Annotated in this window: 14 protein-coding genes, 1 tRNA gene and 1 pseudogene; 9 read left to right on the top strand and 7 right to left on the bottom strand. The window is 33.7% G+C overall.

The window, feature by feature from the left end:
* Positions 1-356 precede the first annotated feature (356 nt).
* The 3 genes from GM3709_RS05755 (at position 357) to prfB (ending at position 3,591) form a co-directional block, all read left to right on the top strand.
* Positions 357-1,193, top strand: coding sequence for a M90 family metallopeptidase (locus GM3709_RS05755; protein WP_066117117.1), 837 nt, complete (start codon positions 357-359; stop codon positions 1,191-1,193).
* 203 nt (positions 1,194-1,396) lie between these two features.
* Positions 1,397-2,158: a glycosyltransferase gene (locus tag GM3709_RS05760; protein WP_066117119.1), complete on the top strand. Its 762-nt coding sequence runs from the start codon at positions 1,397-1,399 to the stop codon at positions 2,156-2,158.
* A gap of 334 nt (positions 2,159-2,492) precedes the next feature.
* A protein-coding gene (prfB, locus tag GM3709_RS05765) for a peptide chain release factor 2 (protein WP_144439410.1) occupies positions 2,493-3,591 on the top strand; the annotation gives its coding sequence in 2 pieces (ribosomal slippage) (positions 2,493-2,564 and positions 2,566-3,591; 1,098 coding nt in all).
* Positions 3,592-3,642: 51 nt separating this feature from the next.
* On the opposite strand, the gene GM3709_RS05770 is transcribed toward prfB, so the two are convergent.
* Positions 3,643-5,364 (bottom strand): peptide ABC transporter substrate-binding protein, encoded by a 1,722-nt coding sequence (locus GM3709_RS05770; protein WP_066117124.1) that lies wholly within the window; start codon positions 5,362-5,364, stop codon positions 3,643-3,645.
* 160 nt (positions 5,365-5,524) lie between these two features.
* On the opposite strand from GM3709_RS05770, the gene GM3709_RS05775 reads away from it, so the two are divergent.
* From GM3709_RS05775 to GM3709_RS05790, 4 genes are all read left to right on the top strand, one after another.
* On the top strand, positions 5,525-6,904 hold the full coding sequence (locus GM3709_RS05775; RefSeq protein ID WP_066117127.1) for a UDP-glucose/GDP-mannose dehydrogenase family protein: 1,380 nt from the start codon (positions 5,525-5,527) through the stop codon (positions 6,902-6,904).
* Positions 6,905-7,098: 194 nt separating this feature from the next.
* Positions 7,099-10,347, top strand: coding sequence for an efflux RND transporter permease subunit (locus GM3709_RS05780; protein WP_066117128.1), 3,249 nt, complete (start codon positions 7,099-7,101; stop codon positions 10,345-10,347).
* A 239-nt stretch (positions 10,348-10,586) separates the two neighbouring features.
* Entirely contained in the window at positions 10,587-13,226 is a 2,640-nt protein-coding gene (gene adhE, locus GM3709_RS05785; RefSeq protein WP_066117131.1) for a bifunctional acetaldehyde-CoA/alcohol dehydrogenase, read from the top strand.
* A 45-nt stretch (positions 13,227-13,271) separates the two neighbouring features.
* Positions 13,272-13,742: a hypothetical protein gene (locus GM3709_RS05790; RefSeq protein WP_066117132.1), complete on the top strand. Its 471-nt coding sequence runs from the start codon at positions 13,272-13,274 to the stop codon at positions 13,740-13,742.
* A 53-nt stretch (positions 13,743-13,795) separates the two neighbouring features.
* Here the strand turns inward: GM3709_RS05790 and GM3709_RS05795 are convergent, their stop codons facing one another.
* Positions 13,796-14,389 carry a tRNA-(ms[2]io[6]A)-hydroxylase gene (locus tag GM3709_RS05795; RefSeq protein ID WP_066117135.1) on the bottom strand — a complete coding sequence of 198 codons (594 nt, stop codon included), beginning with the start codon at positions 14,387-14,389 and terminating at the stop codon, positions 13,796-13,798.
* A gap of 97 nt (positions 14,390-14,486) precedes the next feature.
* Here GM3709_RS05795 and GM3709_RS05800 point away from each other — a divergent pair, with 97 nt between their 5' ends.
* Complete coding sequence (locus tag GM3709_RS05800; RefSeq protein ID WP_066117137.1) at positions 14,487-15,239, top strand: metallophosphoesterase family protein; 753 nt, start codon at positions 14,487-14,489, stop codon at positions 15,237-15,239.
* A 98-nt stretch (positions 15,240-15,337) separates the two neighbouring features.
* On the opposite strand, the gene hrcA is transcribed toward GM3709_RS05800, so the two are convergent.
* Positions 15,338-16,417: a heat-inducible transcriptional repressor HrcA gene (gene hrcA, locus GM3709_RS05805; protein WP_066117140.1), complete on the bottom strand. Its 1,080-nt coding sequence runs from the start codon at positions 16,415-16,417 to the stop codon at positions 15,338-15,340.
* 561 nt (positions 16,418-16,978) lie between these two features.
* Here hrcA and GM3709_RS05810 point away from each other — a divergent pair.
* A complete protein-coding gene (locus GM3709_RS05810) occupies positions 16,979-17,311 on the top strand; it encodes a hypothetical protein (RefSeq protein ID WP_066117143.1) in 333 nt (110 codons plus the stop codon).
* A 184-nt stretch (positions 17,312-17,495) separates the two neighbouring features.
* Here GM3709_RS05810 and GM3709_RS05815 read toward each other — a convergent pair.
* The 4 genes and pseudogenes from GM3709_RS05815 to GM3709_RS05830 all read right to left on the bottom strand — a co-directional run.
* Positions 17,496-17,568: transfer RNA gene (locus GM3709_RS05815), tRNA-Ala, on the bottom strand.
* Positions 17,569-17,579: 11 nt separating this feature from the next.
* Complete coding sequence (locus GM3709_RS05820; protein ID WP_066117145.1) at positions 17,580-18,296, bottom strand: HAD family phosphatase; 717 nt, start codon at positions 18,294-18,296, stop codon at positions 17,580-17,582.
* 50 nt (positions 18,297-18,346) lie between these two features.
* The gene (gene arsS / locus GM3709_RS05825) at positions 18,347-19,342 is read right to left on the bottom strand and encodes an arsenosugar biosynthesis radical SAM (seleno)protein ArsS (protein WP_066117148.1); all 996 of its coding nucleotides are present in this window, start codon (positions 19,340-19,342) and stop codon (positions 18,347-18,349) included.
* 154 nt (positions 19,343-19,496) lie between these two features.
* Positions 19,497-20,333: pseudogene (locus GM3709_RS05830) on the bottom strand (methyltransferase domain-containing protein); the annotation flags it as partial.
* Positions 20,334-20,345 lie beyond the last annotated feature (12 nt).

Genomic DNA, 20,345 nt, shown 5'->3' on the forward strand with positions numbered 1-20,345 from the left:
GACAAGACAGGTGGATAGGGAAAAGGATTTATTTATTTTTCCTCAAATTATATCCAACTTAAATGCGTCTTACCGTAGGTTTAAAACTTTCCCTATACCTTGTATTGTATTGCCCATACATTTTGCATCGAACTGAGGTTTATTAATAATAAGGTTTCTAGCATCCAACTTAGGTAATTTTGATGCTTAAGATGATAAGACTAGGGAATTTTTTGTAAAATATAGCAATTCTAAATAGGATGTGAACCGTCAATTATTAGAAAAAAGTTTTAATACTTTTTAAAAATCTAATACTTTTTGACATAATCTATTTGGGACTGTTATCGTCACTAATAATACATAGTCATTTTTTGTTTATGACTGAATTTTTATTAATTTTACTGTTTACAATTTTTATTATTATTTATTACATTATCTTTCCTTATCAAGTAAAAATTAGAAGAAGTAATCTAAAAAAAGTTAATTTTTCTTTTGATTGGCATAACTTTTTAGAAAATAATATTTATTTATATCGAATTTTACCTAACAATTTAAAATTAGAATTACAGGATTATATTAAAGTTTTTTTAGCAGAAAAACAAATTATCGGTCAAAATGGTTTTACCATAACCACAGAAGTTAAATTATCGATCGCCTCTCAAGCCTGTATATTGTTATTAGGTGATGAAAAAAATATACGTAATTATTTTCCCTATCTTAAATACATTTATATTTATTCTGACATCGTTATTGAGAGTAAAAATCAAGAAGAAAAACCAGTAATATTATTAGGTTTGTCCTCTGTGGGCAATAAAAGCGGTCGTGATGGAGTAGTTTATTTGTCTTGGACAGAAGTAGCAAAACAATCTCAATTTCCTTCTCAGGGAGAAAATGTGATTTTACACGAGTTTGCCCATCAACTAGATCAAGAATTTGGCAACGCTACAGGAATGCCTCGCTTAGGTAATTTACAAGATAGTATTGTATGGGGAGAAATTTTTGCCCAAGAATATTATAATCATTGTCACGCCGTGAAGAATAAACAACCAACAGTTATAGATGCCTATGGTGTACTCAATCCTGCGGAATTTTTTGCAGTGGTAACAGAAGGATTTTTTCTCAAACCTAGACTTTTAAAAGCTTATCATCCTTTACTTTATGAGCAAGTTAGTAAATATTATAATGTTGATCCAGTAAAATGGACTATTAATTAATTATGAAAATTCTTAATTTTGGTTCTTCGACAGTAGTTACGATAAATTATTAACAAATAATACTTAAAACTCTATTTATATAAGAGTTATAGAATTTTGAAAATGCAATTGTTATAAATTAACAGTTTTAATTTCACCTAATACCTAACACCTTTTTTAAAACATAATTTATCATACTCAAAGTGAAATAACCTTAATTTTTTATGAAAGTTGCCGTTATTACTCCCTATTATAAAACTCCACGGGAATGGATGGAAAAATGTCATTGTAGTGTAATACAACAAACTCACCCCTGTACTCATATTTTTGTCGCTGATGGTGTTCCAGAAGATTATATTCGTGATTGGAATGCTCAACATATTATCCTAGAAAAAGGTCATGGTGATTTTGGAGATACTCCCCGTGCCATTGGATCATTATCGGCTATTGCCCAAGGTTTTGATGCCATTGCTTATCTTGATAGTGACAATTGGTATCATCCCGAACACATAGCTTCTCTGGTTGAGTTACATAAAAAAACCAAAGCCGCTATATGCTTGTCTAATCGCTTGTTTACTCGTATTGATGGTAGCCCTTTAGGGGAATGTCCTTTCACTCATCCTGATAGGTTTATTGACACCAGTTGCTATTTTTTGACGAAAAAGGCTTTTAAAGTCGCACCATTATGGTCATTTATTCCGCCTAATTATCATCCTATAGACGATCGAATGATGTTACTTTATATCAAAGATCGTAAATTAACTAGAGCTTTTACTAATAAAATTACCGTTGCTTATCGTACAAAACATCCGGGAGATTATCAAGTATTTGGAGAAACTATATCTTATGATCCCTCATCACCGCAAATTCGTGCTTTGACAAAGGCAAGAGAATTATTATTAAAACGCAACGGAATAGATGTTAAAATTCGTGCAGTACGTCCTCTGCGTCGTTACGATGGTACTTTTTGGGGGGGTGAAATTTAATATAGCAATTTCTACTCTTATGAGGTACGCTCAAATCTTTTAATCAGGGAAACTTTAATTTTATTTTTATATCCCGTAACGATGAAAAACGCTATATATTTTTTACAAATTGGTGTTAACTGCTTTTAATCCTAAATTAAATTTTGGCAGGGAAAAAATTTTTATCTTTTATTTATTTCTTAAAAAGTATTGTTTTAGCTTTATTGTGATTAAATTAAGCACTTTGTTTGATAAGATTATTATCGATCGAATATTGTAATAATAAAATTTAGTATATTATGTGCTAGATATATAAATTTCAGGAAGATAAAAATAACATAAAGTATTGATAAATATGGAATTATCGGATTTAAAGAGAGATATTAGCATAATCAGTGAGCGCCTGAGTAAAACTCAGGACTATCTTTGACATACCTAATCTGAAGGCACAAATCACGGATTTAGAGCAAGTAGCTTCTCAACCAGAATTTTGGGATGATGGAGACAAAGCACAACAAACTTTACAACACTTAAACGATGTAAAATCGAATTTAGACCAACTTTATCAATGGCAAGGTAATGTAGAGGATACAAAGGCAATTATTGAGTTACTGGAATTAGAAGCAGATGAGGAGTTATTCACTGAAGCACAAAAAAATATTGCTGATTTGACTCGTGAGTTAGATAAATGGGAATTGCAAAAGCTACTTAGTGGTATTTATGATCAAAAGGGTGCTATTTTAACCATTAATGCTGGTGCTGGTGGTACAGATGCTCAGGATTGGGCAGAAATGCTATTGAGAATGTACACCCGTTGGGCAGAAAAGCAAAATTATCGAGTTACTTTAGCGGAAATATCTCTAGGGGATGAGGCAGGAATAAAATCCGTAACGGTAGAAATTGAAGGTAAATATGCCTATGGTTATTTAAAAGGTGAAAAAGGTACACATCGACTAGTACGAATTTCTCCTTACAACGCTAACGGTAAAAGACAAACGAGTTTTGCTGGGGTGGATGTGATGCCAAGTTTAGGAGAAGAAGCGATTAATTTGGATATTCCTGATAAAGATTTAGATATTTCTACTACTCGTGCAGGTGGTAAAGGTGGACAAAATGTGAATAAGGTAGAAACTGCGGTGAGAATTGTTCATATTCCCACAGGAATTGCCGTAAGATGTACTCAAGAACGATCGCAATTACAAAATAAAGAGAAAGCCTTAGCCATACTCAAGGGTAAACTATTAATCGTTTTAGAAGAACAAAGGGCGAAAGAAATTGCTGAAATTCGAGGGGATATAGTGGAAGCGGCATGGGGGAATCAAATTCGTAACTATGTTTTTCATCCTTACCAACTGGTTAAAGACTTACGCACTAATATTGAAACAACGGCAGTAAATGATGTTTTAGACGGGGAATTAAATAACTTTGTCGAGGCATATTTAAGAAATTGTTAAAAAAACTCTATCATTTCTTGAAAAATATAATCTCTCATTTAACGGGTGAGATCAATTGTTACTTTTTTTCCAGTCGGCAATATTCCATGTTTTTAAATCCCAAGGGGTTAATTCTACACCTTGTAAATTTTTGGTAATAGCGACAGTATCTGCACGATGAACGATCGGAACTACTGCTGTATTTTGAATTAACATATCATTTAATTCTTTAAAAATAGAGGCTCTTTTTTGAGGGTTTAATTCTGTGGTGACAGTAGCTAAAAGTCGATCGAATTCTTTGTTACAGTAGCGAGAGTAGTTATTTCCTGACCAATTATTACTCTTTTGGGGTATATTTTCACAAGTATAAATTTGAAAGTAGGGAGTCGGATCAGGATTTCCATTTCCTGTTGTAAACATTTGCACGTCAGCATAAAAATGCTCTACAGTATCATTATTACTAGGATCACTAGAAAAGAAAATACTCGCATCGATCGTTTTTAATTCTACTTCTATGCCTAAAGACTGCCAACTCTGTTTAATAATTTCTTGGGTTTTTTGACGCAAGGGGTTAACAGTAGTTTGAAATAAAACTTTCATTTCGACACCATTTTTGTCTCGAATACCGTTACCATTACTATCTTTCCATCCTGCATTATCTAATAATTCTTTCGCTTTTTCGATGTTATATTCCATGACTGGAGTATCAGAAACGTATTGAGGAGGTGCAAGTAAAAAATTGCTAGTGGGTTTTCCTGTTATACCATAAAGTTGATTAACGATCGTGTTTTTATCCACCGCTAAAGCTAAGGCTTTTCTGACATTGTTATCACTTAAGAAAGGATGAGGAAACTGTAAACTTGATTTTTCCCCCTCTGGTGTCGATCGATTAGGATCGGTATAATTTAATAAAATACGTTCACTTTGAGAACCGAAATTAGTAATTAATTCACCTTTTCCTGCTTGAATCAATTCTTGCAAAATATTTGATTCTACCTGTATATTATAAGCAAAATCAGCTTCTCCTGTCTGTAAAACAGCCCTAGCGGCGGAAGTAGCATCTCCTCCTCCTTTAATTTCGATCGTACTAAAACTGAGTTTTTCGGGGTATCGATAATGGGGATTCGGTTGATAAATTACGGAGTCTCCCGGTTTAAATTGCACAACACTATAAGCCCCTGTTCCAATAGGGTTAAGATTATAAGGGGCAGATCTAGCATTTTCTCCGTTATATTTACTATATAAATGACTGGGGAGAATCATTCCAGCACTACCGACAAACACTGAATCCCATGCAGGGTTAACTTCTTTGAAAATAATTTTAACAGTATAGTCGTCTAAGACTTCTATTTTTTCCACATTATTATATTCTTTTGCATTACCACTACCTACTTTTGGGTTGGTAATAAATTCATAGGTGAATACCACATCTTTAGCGGTGAAAGGTTGTCCATCAGACCATTTTACATCGTTGCGTAACTTCCACACGATCGACTTACCATCTTTGGCAATGCCACCGTTTTCCACTGTAGGAATTTCTGAGGCTAAGACGGGGATTAACTCACTATTCGGGTTAAAAGTAGCTAAGGGCTCCAGGGTAATTCTACTAGCTTCAGCGTCTTTAAATCCAGTGGAGAGATGAGGATTAAGTATTGTAGGTGCTTGCCAATAAATCATCTTTAGTATCTTATCATTATCACTAACAGAAGTGGAAGGAGGAGAAGAATTACAACTAACCAAACTAAAACTACTAATAATAAAAGCGAGATATTTAGCTAAAGATGAATAAGTCATGTAATGGATTGATTATTGAGAATAAGTAATTTAGTATAACCTTTTCGATAACTAATTCTCTTAGTTCAAACTCAACTAAAATTAGTTTTCTGAATTTAAAACATATATCTTGTCTATAAAGAGTTTAAAATATTCACAATTTATGATCAAGGAGATGTTTATGAAAGTTTGTGTTATCGGTACTGGATATGTTGGTTTAGTTACTGGTGTATGTTTAGCTCATATAGGCCATGATGTGATTTGTGTGGATAATAATGAAGAAAAAGTTAAACTAATGAAACAAGGACAATCTCCCATTTATGAACCCGGATTGTCTGAGTTAATGCACTCCTGTATGAACAGTGGTAAGTTAAACTTTACTACAGATTTGGGAGCAGGTGTTAATCATGGAGAAATTTTATTTATCGCCGTTGGTACTCCTCCTTTACCCACTGGAGAAAGCGATACTCGTTATGTGGAGGCTGTAGCTAGGGGTATCGGTAATAATCTCAATGGTGGTTATAAAGTAATTGTTAATAAGTCAACTGTACCGATCGGTTCTGGAGATTGGGTAAGAATGATTGTTTTAGACGGTTTTAAGGAAAAACAGACTCAAGTAATGGGAGAGGGTTTTACCATGACAGAAGAAACTTCTCCTCTTTTTGATGTTGTTAGTAATCCAGAGTTTTTACGAGAAGGTAGTGCTGTTTATGATACATTTAATCCCGATCGTATTGTATTAGGAGGTAGTGCAGACAAAGCGATTAATATGATGAAGGAATTATATCAACCTTTAATCGATCGAAAATTTTCTGAAAATAGCAGTCTTTCTCCTGTACCTGTGGTTGTCACCGACTTAAGTTCAGCAGAAATGATTAAATATGCCGCTAACGCCTTTTTAGCCACCAAAATTAGTTTTATTAATGAAGTAGCAAATATTTGTGATCGAGTAGGTGCAGATGTTACTCAAGTAGCTAAAGGTATTGGTTTAGATTCCCGTATCGGCAGTAAATTCTTACAGGCAGGTATTGGTTGGGGAGGTTCGTGTTTTCCCAAAGACGTAGCCGCTTTAATTCATACCGCTAGTGACTATGGTTACGAAACGGAGTTGATGAATGCCGCCGTTAAAGTAAATGAACGTCAACGGGTTATTATTATTGAAAAACTACAACATGAGTTAAAAATTCTCAAAGGCAAAGTCGTTGGCTTACTGGGTTTAACCTTCAAGCCCGATACAGATGATATGCGTGATGCACCTGCTTTAAATATCATTCAAGAATTGAATCGTCTTGGTGCTAAAGTAAAAGCCTATGATCCCATCGTATCTCAAACTGGTCTTAGTCATGGACTTTCTGGAGTAATTATCGAAAGCAATGCCGAAATGTTAGCGGATGGTTGTGATGCTTTAGTTTTAGTTACTGATTGGCAGGAATTTTTGAAACTGGATTTAGATAAAATGAGCAAATTAGTCAAAAATCGTCTTATGATTGACGGTCGTAACTTTCTTGATCGCACTGCGATCGAAAAATCTGGTTTCCGTTACGTTGGCATCGGTAGATAATCTGTTGAGAAATTATCACAGATAGACAGGAAGACAAGAAGAAAAATAGAAAGAAATAAAAGATCGAACCTATCTTTGAGAAATTCAGTCTAAAGTTATTATAAATGCTTACGATCTCCCCAAACAGTCTTCACATAGAGATAACTGTCAACTGTACATTGTTAATTGTTCTTTGTATTTCTTAATTTCTTATAATGCAATCTTCATCAAATCAAAAATTTAGCATTACGGGTTTATCTATCCGCCGTCATATCGCCACTATCATGTTAACTTTAGCGGTTATGGTAGTAGGTGTTTTTTTTATCTCCACTATTCAAGTCGATTTATTACCATCGATAACTTATCCTCGTATTGGAGTTAGAGTCAATACGGATGGTATCGCCCCACAGATTGCCGTGGAAGAAATTACTCGTCCTTTAGAAGAGGCTTTTTCGGCCACAGAAGGAGTAGAATTAGTTTATTCTCAGACATCAGAAAATCAAATTAGTTTAGATTTATTTTTCCGTGTAGGCGGTAATATTGATCGAGCCTTAAATGATGCAACGGCTTCTTTAAACCGTGCTAGAGGAAGATTACCAGATGATTTGGAAAGTCCCCGTTTGTTTAAATTTGAACCCTCTCAATTACCTGTTTATGAGTTTGCTGTTACTTCTGATACTAGAGATATTGTTAATTTAAGAGTGCTGACAGATGAAGAATTAGCTAGAGAGTTAAGTATTATTCCCGGAGTTGCTTCTGTTAATGTATCGGGAGGGGTTGAAGAAGAAGTTAGAGTACAGATTGATTTGCAACGGCTACAGGCTTTGGGATTAAGTTTAAATGATGTGTTAGACGATATTCAAAATTCTAATCAGGATATAACAGGAGGACGTTTATTAGGAGAAAATAATGAGCCTTTAACTAGAGTTATCGGTAGGTTTAAAAATGCTCAGGATTTGAATAATTTATCTTTTGCCATACCTAATTCTTCTCGTCGAGTTTATTTGACAGAATTTGCAGAGATTATTGACGGTTCACAAGATCAACGTATTTTCGTATCTCTTAATACTACTCCATCGGTGAAAGTCAGCATTCAAAAACAGCCTGAAGCTAATACGATCGAAGTAGTAGAATTAATTAAAGCAAAAATTGAGGAGTTAAAACAGGCAAATATTATCCCAGAGGATTTAACTTTACTGCCGACTCTTGATGAGTCTATTTTTATTACTAACGCCATTAATAACGTAATTTTTTCAGGTTTAATTGGTACGGGTTTAGCCGCTATTTCTGTATTATTATTTTTAGGTTCTATTCGTCAAACTATTATTATCGTCATATCTATCCCTCTAGCAACTTTAGCGGCAGTAATTATGATGAAAATGTTTGGCTTAACCTTAAATATCTTCAGTTTGGGTGGGTTGGCTTTAGGGGTTGGTATTGTGGTTGACAACTCGATCGTGATGCTAGAAACTATGGTAGAAGGTACGGAAAAATTCATTCATGATCCTCATCCAGATAAGGGTATTTATCGTCGTCAAATTATTTCTCAATCCATCGAAAGCTCATCGGAAGTTGAGTCTGCGTTAATTGCTTCTACCAGTACTAACTTAGTGGCAGTTTTACCATTTTTGATGATTGGTGGTTTTATCTCTTTACTATTCAATGAGTTAGTTTTAACCATCAGTTTTGCCGTCGGGGCTTCGATCGTGGTAGCTTTAACTATTGTACCCATGTTGGCATCTCGTCTTTTAGCCATCCAATTTTCCAGTCAAATCAAGCACTTTTTCCTCATTTCATGGTTTAACAAGGCTTTTGACGCAAGTAATTATCTTTATACTTTTATATTAAGTTTTTTACTTAAAATTCGTTGGGTAGTAATAATTGCAATATTTTTATTTTTAGGTGGTAGTAGCTTAAGTCTTGCCCAAGAAATACCCCAAGAAATTTTACCGACTATTAATACAGGACAAGTTAACTTAAATGTGCAATTTCCTCCTAATACAACCTTAGCGACTAATCGCAAGGTAATGGAATTAATCGATGAAGTTATTTTAAAACAACCAGAAACGAACTATGCTTTTACAACCTCTGGAGGTTCATTATTTGGGACAAATGTCAATGAAAACGTTTTAAGAGGTTCAAGTAATATAACAGTTAAATCAGGTACAGACATTGATAATTATATTTTGAATCTCGATCGAGAATTGAACAAGTTAAACTTAGTTAATATTCGTGTACGATTGACTCCGGGTACAGTTCGAGGTTTAATTCTCAGTAATTCTCCCATTCGTGCAGATGTGGACGTTATTTTACAGGGTAACGATCAAAATCTGTTGGAAGAAACAGGAAGGCAAGTAGTCAGAATCCTTGATGAAAAGGCAAAATTAGTCAGATTTCGTCCTGATGCCGATGCTCCTCAACCAGAAGTAACCATAATTCCAGATTTACAAAGATTAGGAGATTTAAACCTCAATATTGCTGATATTCAAGATTCTTTACAAACAACTATAAGCGGTTTAGTTATATCTCAATTACAAAGAGGCGATCGATTAATTGATATTCGAGTACAATTAGATCCTACTCTGGTAAAAGATGTTAATGCCTTATTGGAAGTACCTTTATTCAGTAGTGATAATCGTCTTATTCGTTTAGGAGATGTGGCAAGTATTAGCACAGGAGTAGCTCCTTCCCAAATTCAAAGAATTAATCAAAGACAGGTATTTCTCATTGCAGGAAGTTTAGCTGAAGGTACGTCATTAGGCCCTGGTATTGCAGAAGTAAAAAGTATATTAGATGAGATTGATTTACCTCAAGGTATTCGTATTTTACCAAGTAGTGCAGAAGAAAGTAACGACAAATTACAAGCATCTTTACCAATTCTAGGCAGTTTAGCGGCCTTTTTAGTGTTTGTAGTCATGGCAGTACAGTATAATTCTTTAATCGATCCTCTCGTGATTATGTTCACTTTACCCTTAGCTTTATGTGGAGGAATTATTGGTTTATATGTCACTGACACTCCTATTGGTGCAACAGTAATTGTGGGAGCAGTTTTATTGATTGGGATTGTGGTTAATAATGCGATCGTCATGATAGAATCAGCAAATCAAATCTACGAAAAACAACTGGAAAACCCTAATATAAAAATCCCTAGTCGTTATGTCGCTATTGTTCAAGCCTCATCCCAAAGATTAAGACCAATTTTTATGACAACTATTACCACAGTGTTAGGGATGTTTCCCGTTGCGTTAGGTACTGGTGACGGAGGAGAATTTTTGCAACCTCTCGGAATAGTTGTATTTTCAGGATTATCTTTAGCTACTCTTTTAACTTTATTCCTTATTCCCTGTCTTTATCTATTACTTCATCAACCCTTTAGTTTTGGTACTCCCTCGATCGTATTTCATGAAGACACACTAAAAACTATAATCACAGAACAACCAAGAGAGGTAATAACTAAAATGTAACTTAAGTAGGTTAGGAATTAGGAATTAATTGTTCATCAATTCTCTGTTTTCATCAAAAGACTTTTTCCTCAGCCCCTATTTACTAAATTTTGATATTTTATTGCTAATTGTTAAAAATATAACCAGACAAAAAATATAGTTTATAATAGAGTTATAAAGAGATTGAGTTGGGTGAGTATCTACTGTTAATTTGTCTCTCAATTTCTTGATTTAAAATTTAGTGAGAGGATGATTAACTAATGGAAATTACTAATAATTTAGCCACATTAGAACAGTTAATTATTAAGGTTAAAAAAGCTCAAAAACAGTACGCTTATTTTACCCAAGAGCAAGTCGATCGAATTTTTAAAAGAGCTGCTTTAGCCGCGAATGATGCCCGTATTCCCTTAGCAAAAATAGCTTGTAGTGAAACAGGTATGGGAATTATTGAAGATAAAGTCATAAAAAATCACTTTGCTTCTGAAATTATTTATAACAAATATCGAGATGAAAAAACTTGTGGAGTTATCGAAAAAGACGAATTATATGGCATTGAAAAAGTAGCCGAACCTTTAGGCATAATTGCAGGAATTATTCCCACCACCAATCCGACTTCTACTGCAATTTTCAAAACTCTTTTAGCTTTAAAAACTCGTAATGCTATTATTTTATCTCCTCATCCTAGAGCAAAAAAATGTACTGTGGAAGCCGCCAGAGTTGTCCGAGATGCCGCCATTGCTGCCGGTGCGCCTGAAGATATTATCGCTTGGATAGATGAGCCAACTTTAGAAGTATCCCAAGCCTTAATGCAACATCCTGAGATTAAGCTCATTTTAGCAACCGGTGGTCCAGGTATGGTAAAAGCAGCCTATTCTTCAGGACATCCTTCTCTCGGAGTTGGTGCAGGAAATACCCCTGCGGTTATCGAAAAAAGTGCCGATATTAAAATGGCGGTATCTTCTATCATGCTCAGTAAAACCTTTGATAATGGGATGATTTGTGCCTCTGAGCAGTCAGTAATCGTTGAAAATGACATCTATGATGAGTTTAAGCAAGAATTTGAACTTAGAGGAGCTTATTTTGTTAATTTTGATGATTTAGACAAGTTAAGAAATATTATTCTCAAAGATGGTAGAATTAATGCTGACATAGTAGGGCAATCCGTGACAAAAATTGCTCAATTAGCAAATATTACCATTCCTCATGATAGTAAATTGTTAATTGCTGAAGTAGAAAATATCGGTTTTGATGAACCTTTATCCTATGAAAAACTATCGCCAATTTTGGCAATGTATCGATCAAATACCTTTGAAGAAGCCACAGAAAAAGCAAGTAAGTTAGTTGAATTTGGCGGAAAAGGACATACATCTTGTATTTATATTAGTCCTGAAAAACAAGATTTAATCGAGTATTTTGAAGAAAGAATGGATACCAGTCGAGTATTAGTAAATACTCCTTCTTCTCAAGGGGCTATTGGCGACTTATATAATTTCCGCCTTGATCCTTCTTTAACTCTTGGTTGTGGTAGTTGGGGAGGTAACTCTATCAGTGGAAATGTGGGGGTGCATCATTTACTCAATGTTAAGACTATCACGGAACGACGAGAAAATATGCTTTGGTTTAGAGTGCCACCGAAAGTTTATTTCAAATATGGCTGTCTTCCCGTTGCCTTGAGTGATTTGGCAGGAAAACATCGTGCTTTTATTGTTACCGACAAGCCTCTCTATGACTTAGGAGTAACGATAAAAATTGAAAATGTTTTAGAGCAAATGGGCATCAAATATGATGTATTCTATGATGTAGAGCCTGATCCTTCTTTAAGTACCGTTCATCGAGGATTAGTATTACTCAATAAATTTAACCCTGACGTAATTATATCAGTGGGTGGTGGTTCGCCTATGGATGCGGCGAAAATTATGTGGTTACTTTATGAACATCCAGAAATAGAATTTGAAGGTATCGCCACTCGTTTTATGGATATTCGTAAACGAGTTTATGATTTACCCACCCTAGGTACTAAAGCGATGATGGTAGCTATTCCCACCACATCGGGTACAGGCTCAGAAGTAACCCCTTTTGCGGTGGTGACGGATGATAAAACTGGTATTAAATATCCCTTAGCAGATTATGCTTTAACTCCCAATATTGCGATCGTTGATCCTGAGTTAGTATTAAATATGCCTAAAAGTTTGACTGCTTTTGGTGGTATTGATGCACTTACCCACGCTTTAGAAGCCTATGTTTCCATTTACTCAACAGAATTTACCAGTGGTTTATGCTTAAAAGCCATCGGTTTGCTTTTTAAATATCTTCCTAGTGCTTATCATAATGGAGCAAAAGATGTTAAGGCAAGAGAAAAAGTTCATTCGGCGGCGACAATTGCGGGGATGGCGTTTGCTAATGCTTTCTTGGGTATTTGTCACTCTTTAGCCCATAAATTGGGCTCACAATTCCATGTACCTCACGGTTTAGCCAATGCTTTGATGATAAGTAATGTGATTCGCTATAACGCTACGGATGCACCTTTTAAACAAGCGATTTTCCCTCAATATAAATACCCTAACGCTCTTTTCCGTTATGCTCAAATTGCTGATTATTTACACTTAGGTGGTGTCACAGAGGAAGAAAAAGTTGAGAAGTTAGTGGAAGCGATCGAAAATCTGAAACGAGAAGTAGGTATTCCTGCTACCATTAAAGAGGTATTGTCGATCGAGGATGAAGTTTTTTACTCTGCATTGGATAATTTAGCAGAAGAAGCGTTCGATGACCAATGTACTGGCACGAATCCCCGTTATCCTCTGATTAAAGATTTGAAAGAGTTATATATCACCGCTTATCGTGGTTTTAACCTCGAATCTCAATTTGATAACCCCATAAGTGCAATTCCTATTAACAATTAAATGAATCAAACTAACTTATTTTTGAATTAAAGAGGTTATATTCTCATGGGTTGTCGTTTTCCCGTTTTATCTTTTTTAACTATTTTTTTGAGTTTACAAATTCCCGTGAAAGCTGAAACTTGCACTCCCATTCCTCTAGTGGGGGGTGAGGGAAGTACTGTAACTAAAAGTGTTTCCCAACCTACAATTCCTAGTCTTTTTGGAGTTAATATTACCAGTAATAATTGGAATACTGATTGGGCAGTACCTTCTCAAAATAACAATTTTCGTAATTATTTGGTGACAGTTAGTTCTAAGGATAATGGCCCTTTTAAGATAAGAATGTATCTCAAATATAATGATCAAACTGCTGATGAATTTTTCAATCAAGAAGGAGTTAATATCACTGCCGATAAACCTTTAAAAATCAAATCCTCTCCCCGTCCAAATTCCCAACCTTATCAGGTTAATTTATTTGTTAATGGGTTAGAATCTTTAGGTAAAACTTATACTGCAACGGTAATGGGATGTCGTTAAGCTGATACCCACACTCTAATCCCCACATCATCATCATCGTTTTTTCAAAAACCTTAGCTATGGATTCTAGGCTCAGGATGAAGATTACTAAGTATATTACTTTCTAATTGTGCTAATTCTTGTAATCTTTCATCTACCATAACTCGATCGAAATATTCCGTTGCTAATATCCAATAAATACCGTAGTGTCTTGCTTCCGAAGCCATTAAACCTCGATAAAATTTAGCCAAATCTTCTTCTTGACAGTTATCGGCTAATAATCCTAGTCTTTCGTGAGATCGAGCCTCAATTAAAGCAGATACTAAGAGAGAATCTAGTAACCTATGGGGTTCGTGTCTTCTAATCGCTTCTTTCAAAGTTGCACCATAGGGAGACGGCTTTAAAGGTGCGAGGGAAATACCTTTTTTTTGTAACCACTGGTTAACCTGCTCAAAATGCTCTAATTCCTCTTTTGCAATGCCCGTTAGTTGGTGAATTAACTTTTCATGAGAAGGATAACGGAACAAAAGATTAACTGCCACTCCTGCCGCTTTTCTTTCACAATGAGAATGATCTAACAAAATTATATCAAGGTTATTTAAAGCCTGTTGTAACCATAAATGATTAGTCGATTGATGTAGGAGTTTGATTTTAGTATGAATAGACACTTTTTTTCGTCATGATGAACACATAATAAGATAATTTTAGCTAAACTGAAGTTATCAAATCTGTACATAAAAATTTAAAATTATTAACATATTGCAAATGAGTAACAAAAGATTCGTAATCGGAGATGTTCATGGTCATTATGATGCCTTATCTGAATTATTTGATAAAATATCTCCCACTCAAGAGGATGATATTTATTTTCTCGGTGATTTGATCGATCGTGGCCCTCAAAGCGCTCAAGTAGTACAATTTGTTATGGATAATAATTATAAATGTATCTTGGGCAACCATGAAATTATGTTACTAGATGCTTTAGGAGGGGAACAAATCAATCAACAGATTTTTCACGGATGGTTACAAAATGGCGGTAACACGACTATCGCCAGTTATGGAAATAAAACTCCCCCCAAAGAACACATAGAATGGATTAAAAATTTACCCTTATACTTTGATTTAGGGGATTATTGGTTAGTTCATGCAGGAGTTGATCCTCATCTTCCTATTGATCAACAATCTTCTGAACAATTCTGCTGGATTCGTCGATCGTTTCATCGTAGCACTCAACCTTATTTTGAAGATAAAACAATTATTATTGGTCACACGATTACTTTTACTTTCAATGGTGTTAAATCAGGACAATTAGTCGGCGGTCAAGGATGGATTGACATTGATACAGGAGTTTATCATCATGGACAAGGATGGCTAACCGCTTTGGAATTAAATGAGTCAATGGTGTATCAAGTGGACAGTTTCGGCCATAATTTCCGTAAAATGCCTCTTAATAAAAGTCTCAGTAATATTAACAACTCTCGAAAACTTTTCTCTTTTAGTCCCAAAATCTTATTTTAACAATAATCTTAATCCTCCGAATTAGGAGGAAATTAAATAGTTAAAAAATCAAAATTTTAATATCTAATAAATATTAATAGAGTATCGATAAATTTAATCTATAATTGTCCTGATAAATAATTTGCTGTGGATTCTACCAGTGCGATCGCTTGTTCGTAAGCCATACGAGTTGGACCGATAATACCAACACTACCAACAGGGGATTCTCCTTGATAATAATAAGCAGAAATTAGACTACAGAACTGCATCGATTCTAAGGGATTTTCTGATCCAATAGTAATTTTTACTTTTTGCCAAGAATCATTGTATTCAGTATGGTTAAAAATTAAAGATAAAAGCTGATCTTGCTCTTTTTCTAGTAAATTCAATAAAATCTTTACTTGTTCTATATGTGAAAACTCAGGTTGTTGTACTAATTTGGAAAACCCTTGTACAAAAATAGGAGTACTATTTGATAAACGATAATTTAACTTTATTTTCTTTAATAAATCATTGATAAAATCAGCATAAATTAAAAAGTCATTATTCAATTCGCTCCAATCTAAAACACTAATTTCAGTCAAAGATTTTCCTTTTAACTTATGATTTAAAAAATTAGATAATATTTCTAATTCTCGATCGATAATCTCATTAAAATCATCATCGTGGGGAATTTTTAATTGATTAGTTTCGAGTAAAAGAGATTCAGTTTGGTAATTATCAATCACCATCACTAACATAATTTTATTGTTAGCTAATCTTAAAAGCTGTAAATGATAAAGAATATTACTAGCAATCTGAGGCAAGGTAATTAAAGCAATACAACCACTTAAATCAGCTAAAATATTAGTAATTTTTTGAAATAAAATTTCGTAACGACCATAAACAGTTTTCATGGTAGAGTTTAAGAGTCGATCGAGAGGAAATTTAACGGTATTTTCCACATCAATTAATTGATCAACATAGACACGATAACCAGAATCAGAAGGTATTCTACCAGCAGAAGTATGGGGTTGATAAAGAAAACCTGCTTTTTCTAATTTACCCATCACATTACGAATTGTAGCAGAGCTGACACTAAAATCATATTCATCGATTAAAGTTTTTGAGCCAACAGGTTCGGCAGTCGCAATATAATGTTTTACGGTTGCCTGTAAAATTTTGCGATGGCGTTCATTGAGTATAATTTGAACAGGCATCTTAAAGTATGTAGGTTTTTAATTAGAGAATATTTAATAAAAATTTTATATTTTGCTAGTATAGCAACCAAAAACCACTTTAGATAACCTAAGATTGTATTATATTTTCGTCATATTTTCATTCAGTTGTTGACTGACATATTCTACATCAATACTTTTCAAACAGTTTCTAAGACTATGGTTAAATAGTAAAGGTTTTGATTTTTGCTTAATCAGGTGCAAGATCTGAGTGAAACGTATATAAGACAAGAATTAGAGGTGTACAGTGCCAAATTAAATGACGTGATGACAAATTACTGTCATCGACTATAACTCTTACTAAATAATCATTATAGCTGTTTTCTCTCATTTTCGCTCCCATGAAAGTGCTGACAAATTCAATGTCACTTTATTGATTGAAGACAAATTAAGTGTCATTTTCCTTGTGAAGTGAAATGACAAATTAAGTGTCGCTTTTTCCCTGTCAAATATATTCATGATAAATATTGTGTTTTTTTAATACACATTCAGAATTTTGAATACAATAAAGTTTTAAGTGATTTCGGACGGAATATAAAAGCGATGGCAAAAAAAATTTATGAAGTCTTCCAATCATTAGAAAACAAGGCTAACCTCCTTGCAGGTTACTGGGATAACTTCAAAACGGAGATCATCCAGCATTTACCAGAATCCTATCATGGTGAAATAGAGGAACTCTCTAACAACCTACAGAAATCTTTAGAGGTATTAATCGATGAATTGCGCCATCCTACCCTGATTTTAGCGACGACTGGCACCACGAGCAGTGGTAAAAGTACCTTAGTTAATTTTTTATGTGGGGCAGATATTGTGCCTACTGCGGTAAGTGAAATGAGTGCAGGATCTGTTACGATCGCACCTAAATTAAATAAATAGGGTATAATCAACTCAAGATAGATTGAAAGGAGTGCTGCGATCTCACCTTATAATTTCTTCAACGACATTAATTTGTCACTACCACCTCAATGACAAGAATTTGTCATCACGACACTTAATTTGGTACAATGACAGTAATTTGTCACGGATGACAATTAATTTGGCACTGTACAATTAGAGGATATGGAGTATAGGGGAATCGAACCCCTCACCTCTGCGGTGCGATCGCAGCACTCTACCAAATGAGCTAATACCCCAACATAACTTTTTATTCTAACATAATAGAAGGTTTTTCCAAAGTTCGATCGATCCAGTCTAAATCCAACTCCATGAGATGATCTACACACCAATTAGCCTGTCGTTGCAATAGATGAAAAGGATAGGTATTAGCTACCCCAACAACCGACATTCTTGCATTTTTACCGGCTTCGATGCCAACAGGTGTGTCTTCTATTACAAGACATTGTGATGGTTGAAGTTGTGAGTCAGGATTAAGGTGATTAAGTTTTCTCAATGCCAACAAGTAGGCATCAGGTGAAGGTTTACTCATATTTATATCTTCTCCTGTGACAATAACATTGAAATACTGTCTCACATTGATTTTTTCTAGGATATATTCAGTTTCTTTGTATAACGCTCCTGTAATAATTGCGAGGGACAAATGACGAGTCTGAAGATGAAGGATAAATTCGATTACTTTGTCAAAAATGGGCAATTCAGGTATCTTATTGATAATTTCATAATAGGCTTGTGCTTTTATTTGAATGAGTTTATCTAAATATTCATCAGAGACGATTCTACCTCTTTTTGCCAGTATATCTCGTAAACAACCTCGATCGTTTTTCCCTAAACAAATTTGTTGATATTCCAAACCAGAAGGACGTAAATTTTCTCTTAATAATAAATCATCAATTAATTTTTGATGAATTGTCTCATCATTAATAATTACACCATTAAAATCAAATAAAACCGCCTTTAAACCCATTATTAATTTAGTTAAAATTATAGATCAAGAAATTCTTTAATGATAACTTATTATACATTTGTTAAAGAACCTCCGCAACTTGACCCACTTCCTGCGGTACAACCATAACAATGATTTGGTGTTTGAATTTGACTAATTAGATCAAGATTATTTTCTTTTAAAATCTGACTTACAGTTAATCTTTTCTGATTATTACTTAAAGAATAAGTATTTGTCATTTGATTAAAATCACAGTCATAAATATTGCCTAAATAATCAATAGATAACTGATTTCTACACATTAGATTAGGTAAAGTATTATAATTAAAATTAGCTTCTAAAAATTGTAAATAATTATCTTTTATTTCATACTTATCTAAGTAAAAATTAGTTCTTCCCACTGGTAAGTTAGTTATCGTTAAAAGGCTATTAAAATAAATATTAAAATTATCTGCTAAATACTTTTTATAATCTTTTTCAAGATTTTTTTGATTAGGAGTTAACCTGAAATTATTATTCTTAGGTAAAGGAGGATTATATACCAAATCAATAATTAAACTACAATCTATTCCATAACCAAGTTCATTAAGTTTTTGTAAGGCTAAAATTGATTTATTATATACTCCATTGCCTCTTTGTTTATCGACATTATCTTCTAAATAACAGGGTAAAGAAGCCACAACTCTTACTTGATTCTTAACAAAATATTCAGGTAAATATTCGTAGCTAGATTCAAAAAAAATAGTTAAATTCGATCGAACAATCACTTCTTTATTGTTACTTCGAGCTGCTTCTACTAATTCCTTAAAACCATAGTGCATTTCGGGCGCTCCTCCCGTTAAATCAACAGTTTTTATTTGAGAAAATTTATTAATTATTTTTACTAATTGTTGACAAATTTCTGGGGTTAATTCTTCTTTTCTTTTTGGAGATGCTTCTACATGGCAATGAATACAAGCTAGGTTACATTTTCTACCTAAGTTTATTTGTAAAACTGTTATTTTTTCTTTCGGTAAGCTATGATTTATTTTGTCAGCAAAATTAGTTATTTTTTCAGTAATTAGCATTATTTCTTAATAAACTTTTCAAGTTTTAATTTCAGTAATAATTAGTAAAATTTTTCAAAAAAGATATTTTAGACAGTTTATTATCCTTATTTTAACAACAAGATTTGGGAGGACAGCAAGATTTATTATCATCAATTTTTTTATTTTGTTTTGGTTTTTCTTTATAGGCTTTTACAGTCACAGAACGAAATTCAATACCATTAATTACTTGCCAAGGTTCAGTTTGTCTTGCTAAAATTTCTACTTGATTAAATCCCACATTTTCAAACATTTTTATAAATAAATCTTCTCTAAATGCCCCTGAAATACAACCACTCCATAATTCGGGATCATTAATCATTTCTAAGGTTAAATCTCGATCGCAAACTATATCAGAAATAACTGCTTTTCCTTCTGTTTTTAAAACTCGATAAATTTCATCAAATAATTGTTCTTTATCTTCTGGTTTAACTAAATTTAAAACACAATTAGACACCACTACATCGATCGAGTTATCTTTAATTAGAGGTTCTTCTTTTCTAAGTCGATCGCATTTCGCTTCAAAAATTCGTAGTTGTTCTAAACTGTTAATAGGATTATTTTTTAACCATAATTCAACTTTATCTAAAGGTAATTTTAAATCCTGAATTTTACCCTTAATAAAGTTTGTGTTTTGATAACCTAACTTATCACTAATTTCCTCTTGATATTTACGAGATAAATTAAGCATTTCATCATTAAAGTCCACTCCAATAACTTGACCATTTTGACCAACTTTTTGAGCAATAATATAACAGTTTTTTCCTGCTCCAGAGCCTAAATCTAAGACAGTTTCACCTTCATTAACGTATCGTGTAGGATCACCGCAACCATAATCTTTTGCTATAATTTCTTCAGGAATAATCTCTAAAAAACTACTATCATATTCAGTGGGACAACATAAACTTGGTTGATGTTCTTTTGCTCCTGCTTCATATCTTTCTAAAACCGATTTTTCTATATCATAACTCATATAATTTAATCC

The organism is Geminocystis sp. NIES-3709 (assembly GCF_001548115.1).
GTDB lineage: Bacteria > Cyanobacteriota > Cyanobacteriia > Cyanobacteriales > Cyanobacteriaceae > Geminocystis.

Excerpts from the sequence above, each read along its gene's own strand:
- hrcA (WP_066117140.1), bottom strand. The coding sequence starts at position 16,417 with ATGCCTGTTCAAATTATACTCAATGAACGCCATCGCAAAATTTTACAG.
- GM3709_RS05780 (WP_066117128.1), top strand. The coding sequence starts at position 7,099 with ATGCAATCTTCATCAAATCAAAAATTTAGCATTACGGGTTTATCTATC.
- GM3709_RS05810 (WP_066117143.1), top strand. The coding sequence starts at position 16,979 with ATGGCAAAAAAAATTTATGAAGTCTTCCAATCATTAGAAAACAAGGCT.
- GM3709_RS05755 (WP_066117117.1), top strand. The coding sequence starts at position 357 with ATGACTGAATTTTTATTAATTTTACTGTTTACAATTTTTATTATTATT.
- GM3709_RS05820 (WP_066117145.1), bottom strand. The coding sequence starts at position 18,296 with ATGGGTTTAAAGGCGGTTTTATTTGATTTTAATGGTGTAATTATTAAT.
- adhE (WP_066117131.1), top strand. The coding sequence starts at position 10,587 with ATGGAAATTACTAATAATTTAGCCACATTAGAACAGTTAATTATTAAG.
- arsS (WP_066117148.1), bottom strand. The coding sequence starts at position 19,342 with ATGCTAATTACTGAAAAAATAACTAATTTTGCTGACAAAATAAATCAT.
- GM3709_RS05800 (WP_066117137.1), top strand. The coding sequence starts at position 14,487 with ATGAGTAACAAAAGATTCGTAATCGGAGATGTTCATGGTCATTATGAT.
- GM3709_RS05775 (WP_066117127.1), top strand. The coding sequence starts at position 5,525 with ATGAAAGTTTGTGTTATCGGTACTGGATATGTTGGTTTAGTTACTGGT.
- GM3709_RS05760 (WP_066117119.1), top strand. The coding sequence starts at position 1,397 with ATGAAAGTTGCCGTTATTACTCCCTATTATAAAACTCCACGGGAATGG.
- GM3709_RS05770 (WP_066117124.1), bottom strand. The coding sequence starts at position 5,364 with ATGACTTATTCATCTTTAGCTAAATATCTCGCTTTTATTATTAGTAGT.
- GM3709_RS05790 (WP_066117132.1), top strand. The coding sequence starts at position 13,272 with ATGGGTTGTCGTTTTCCCGTTTTATCTTTTTTAACTATTTTTTTGAGT.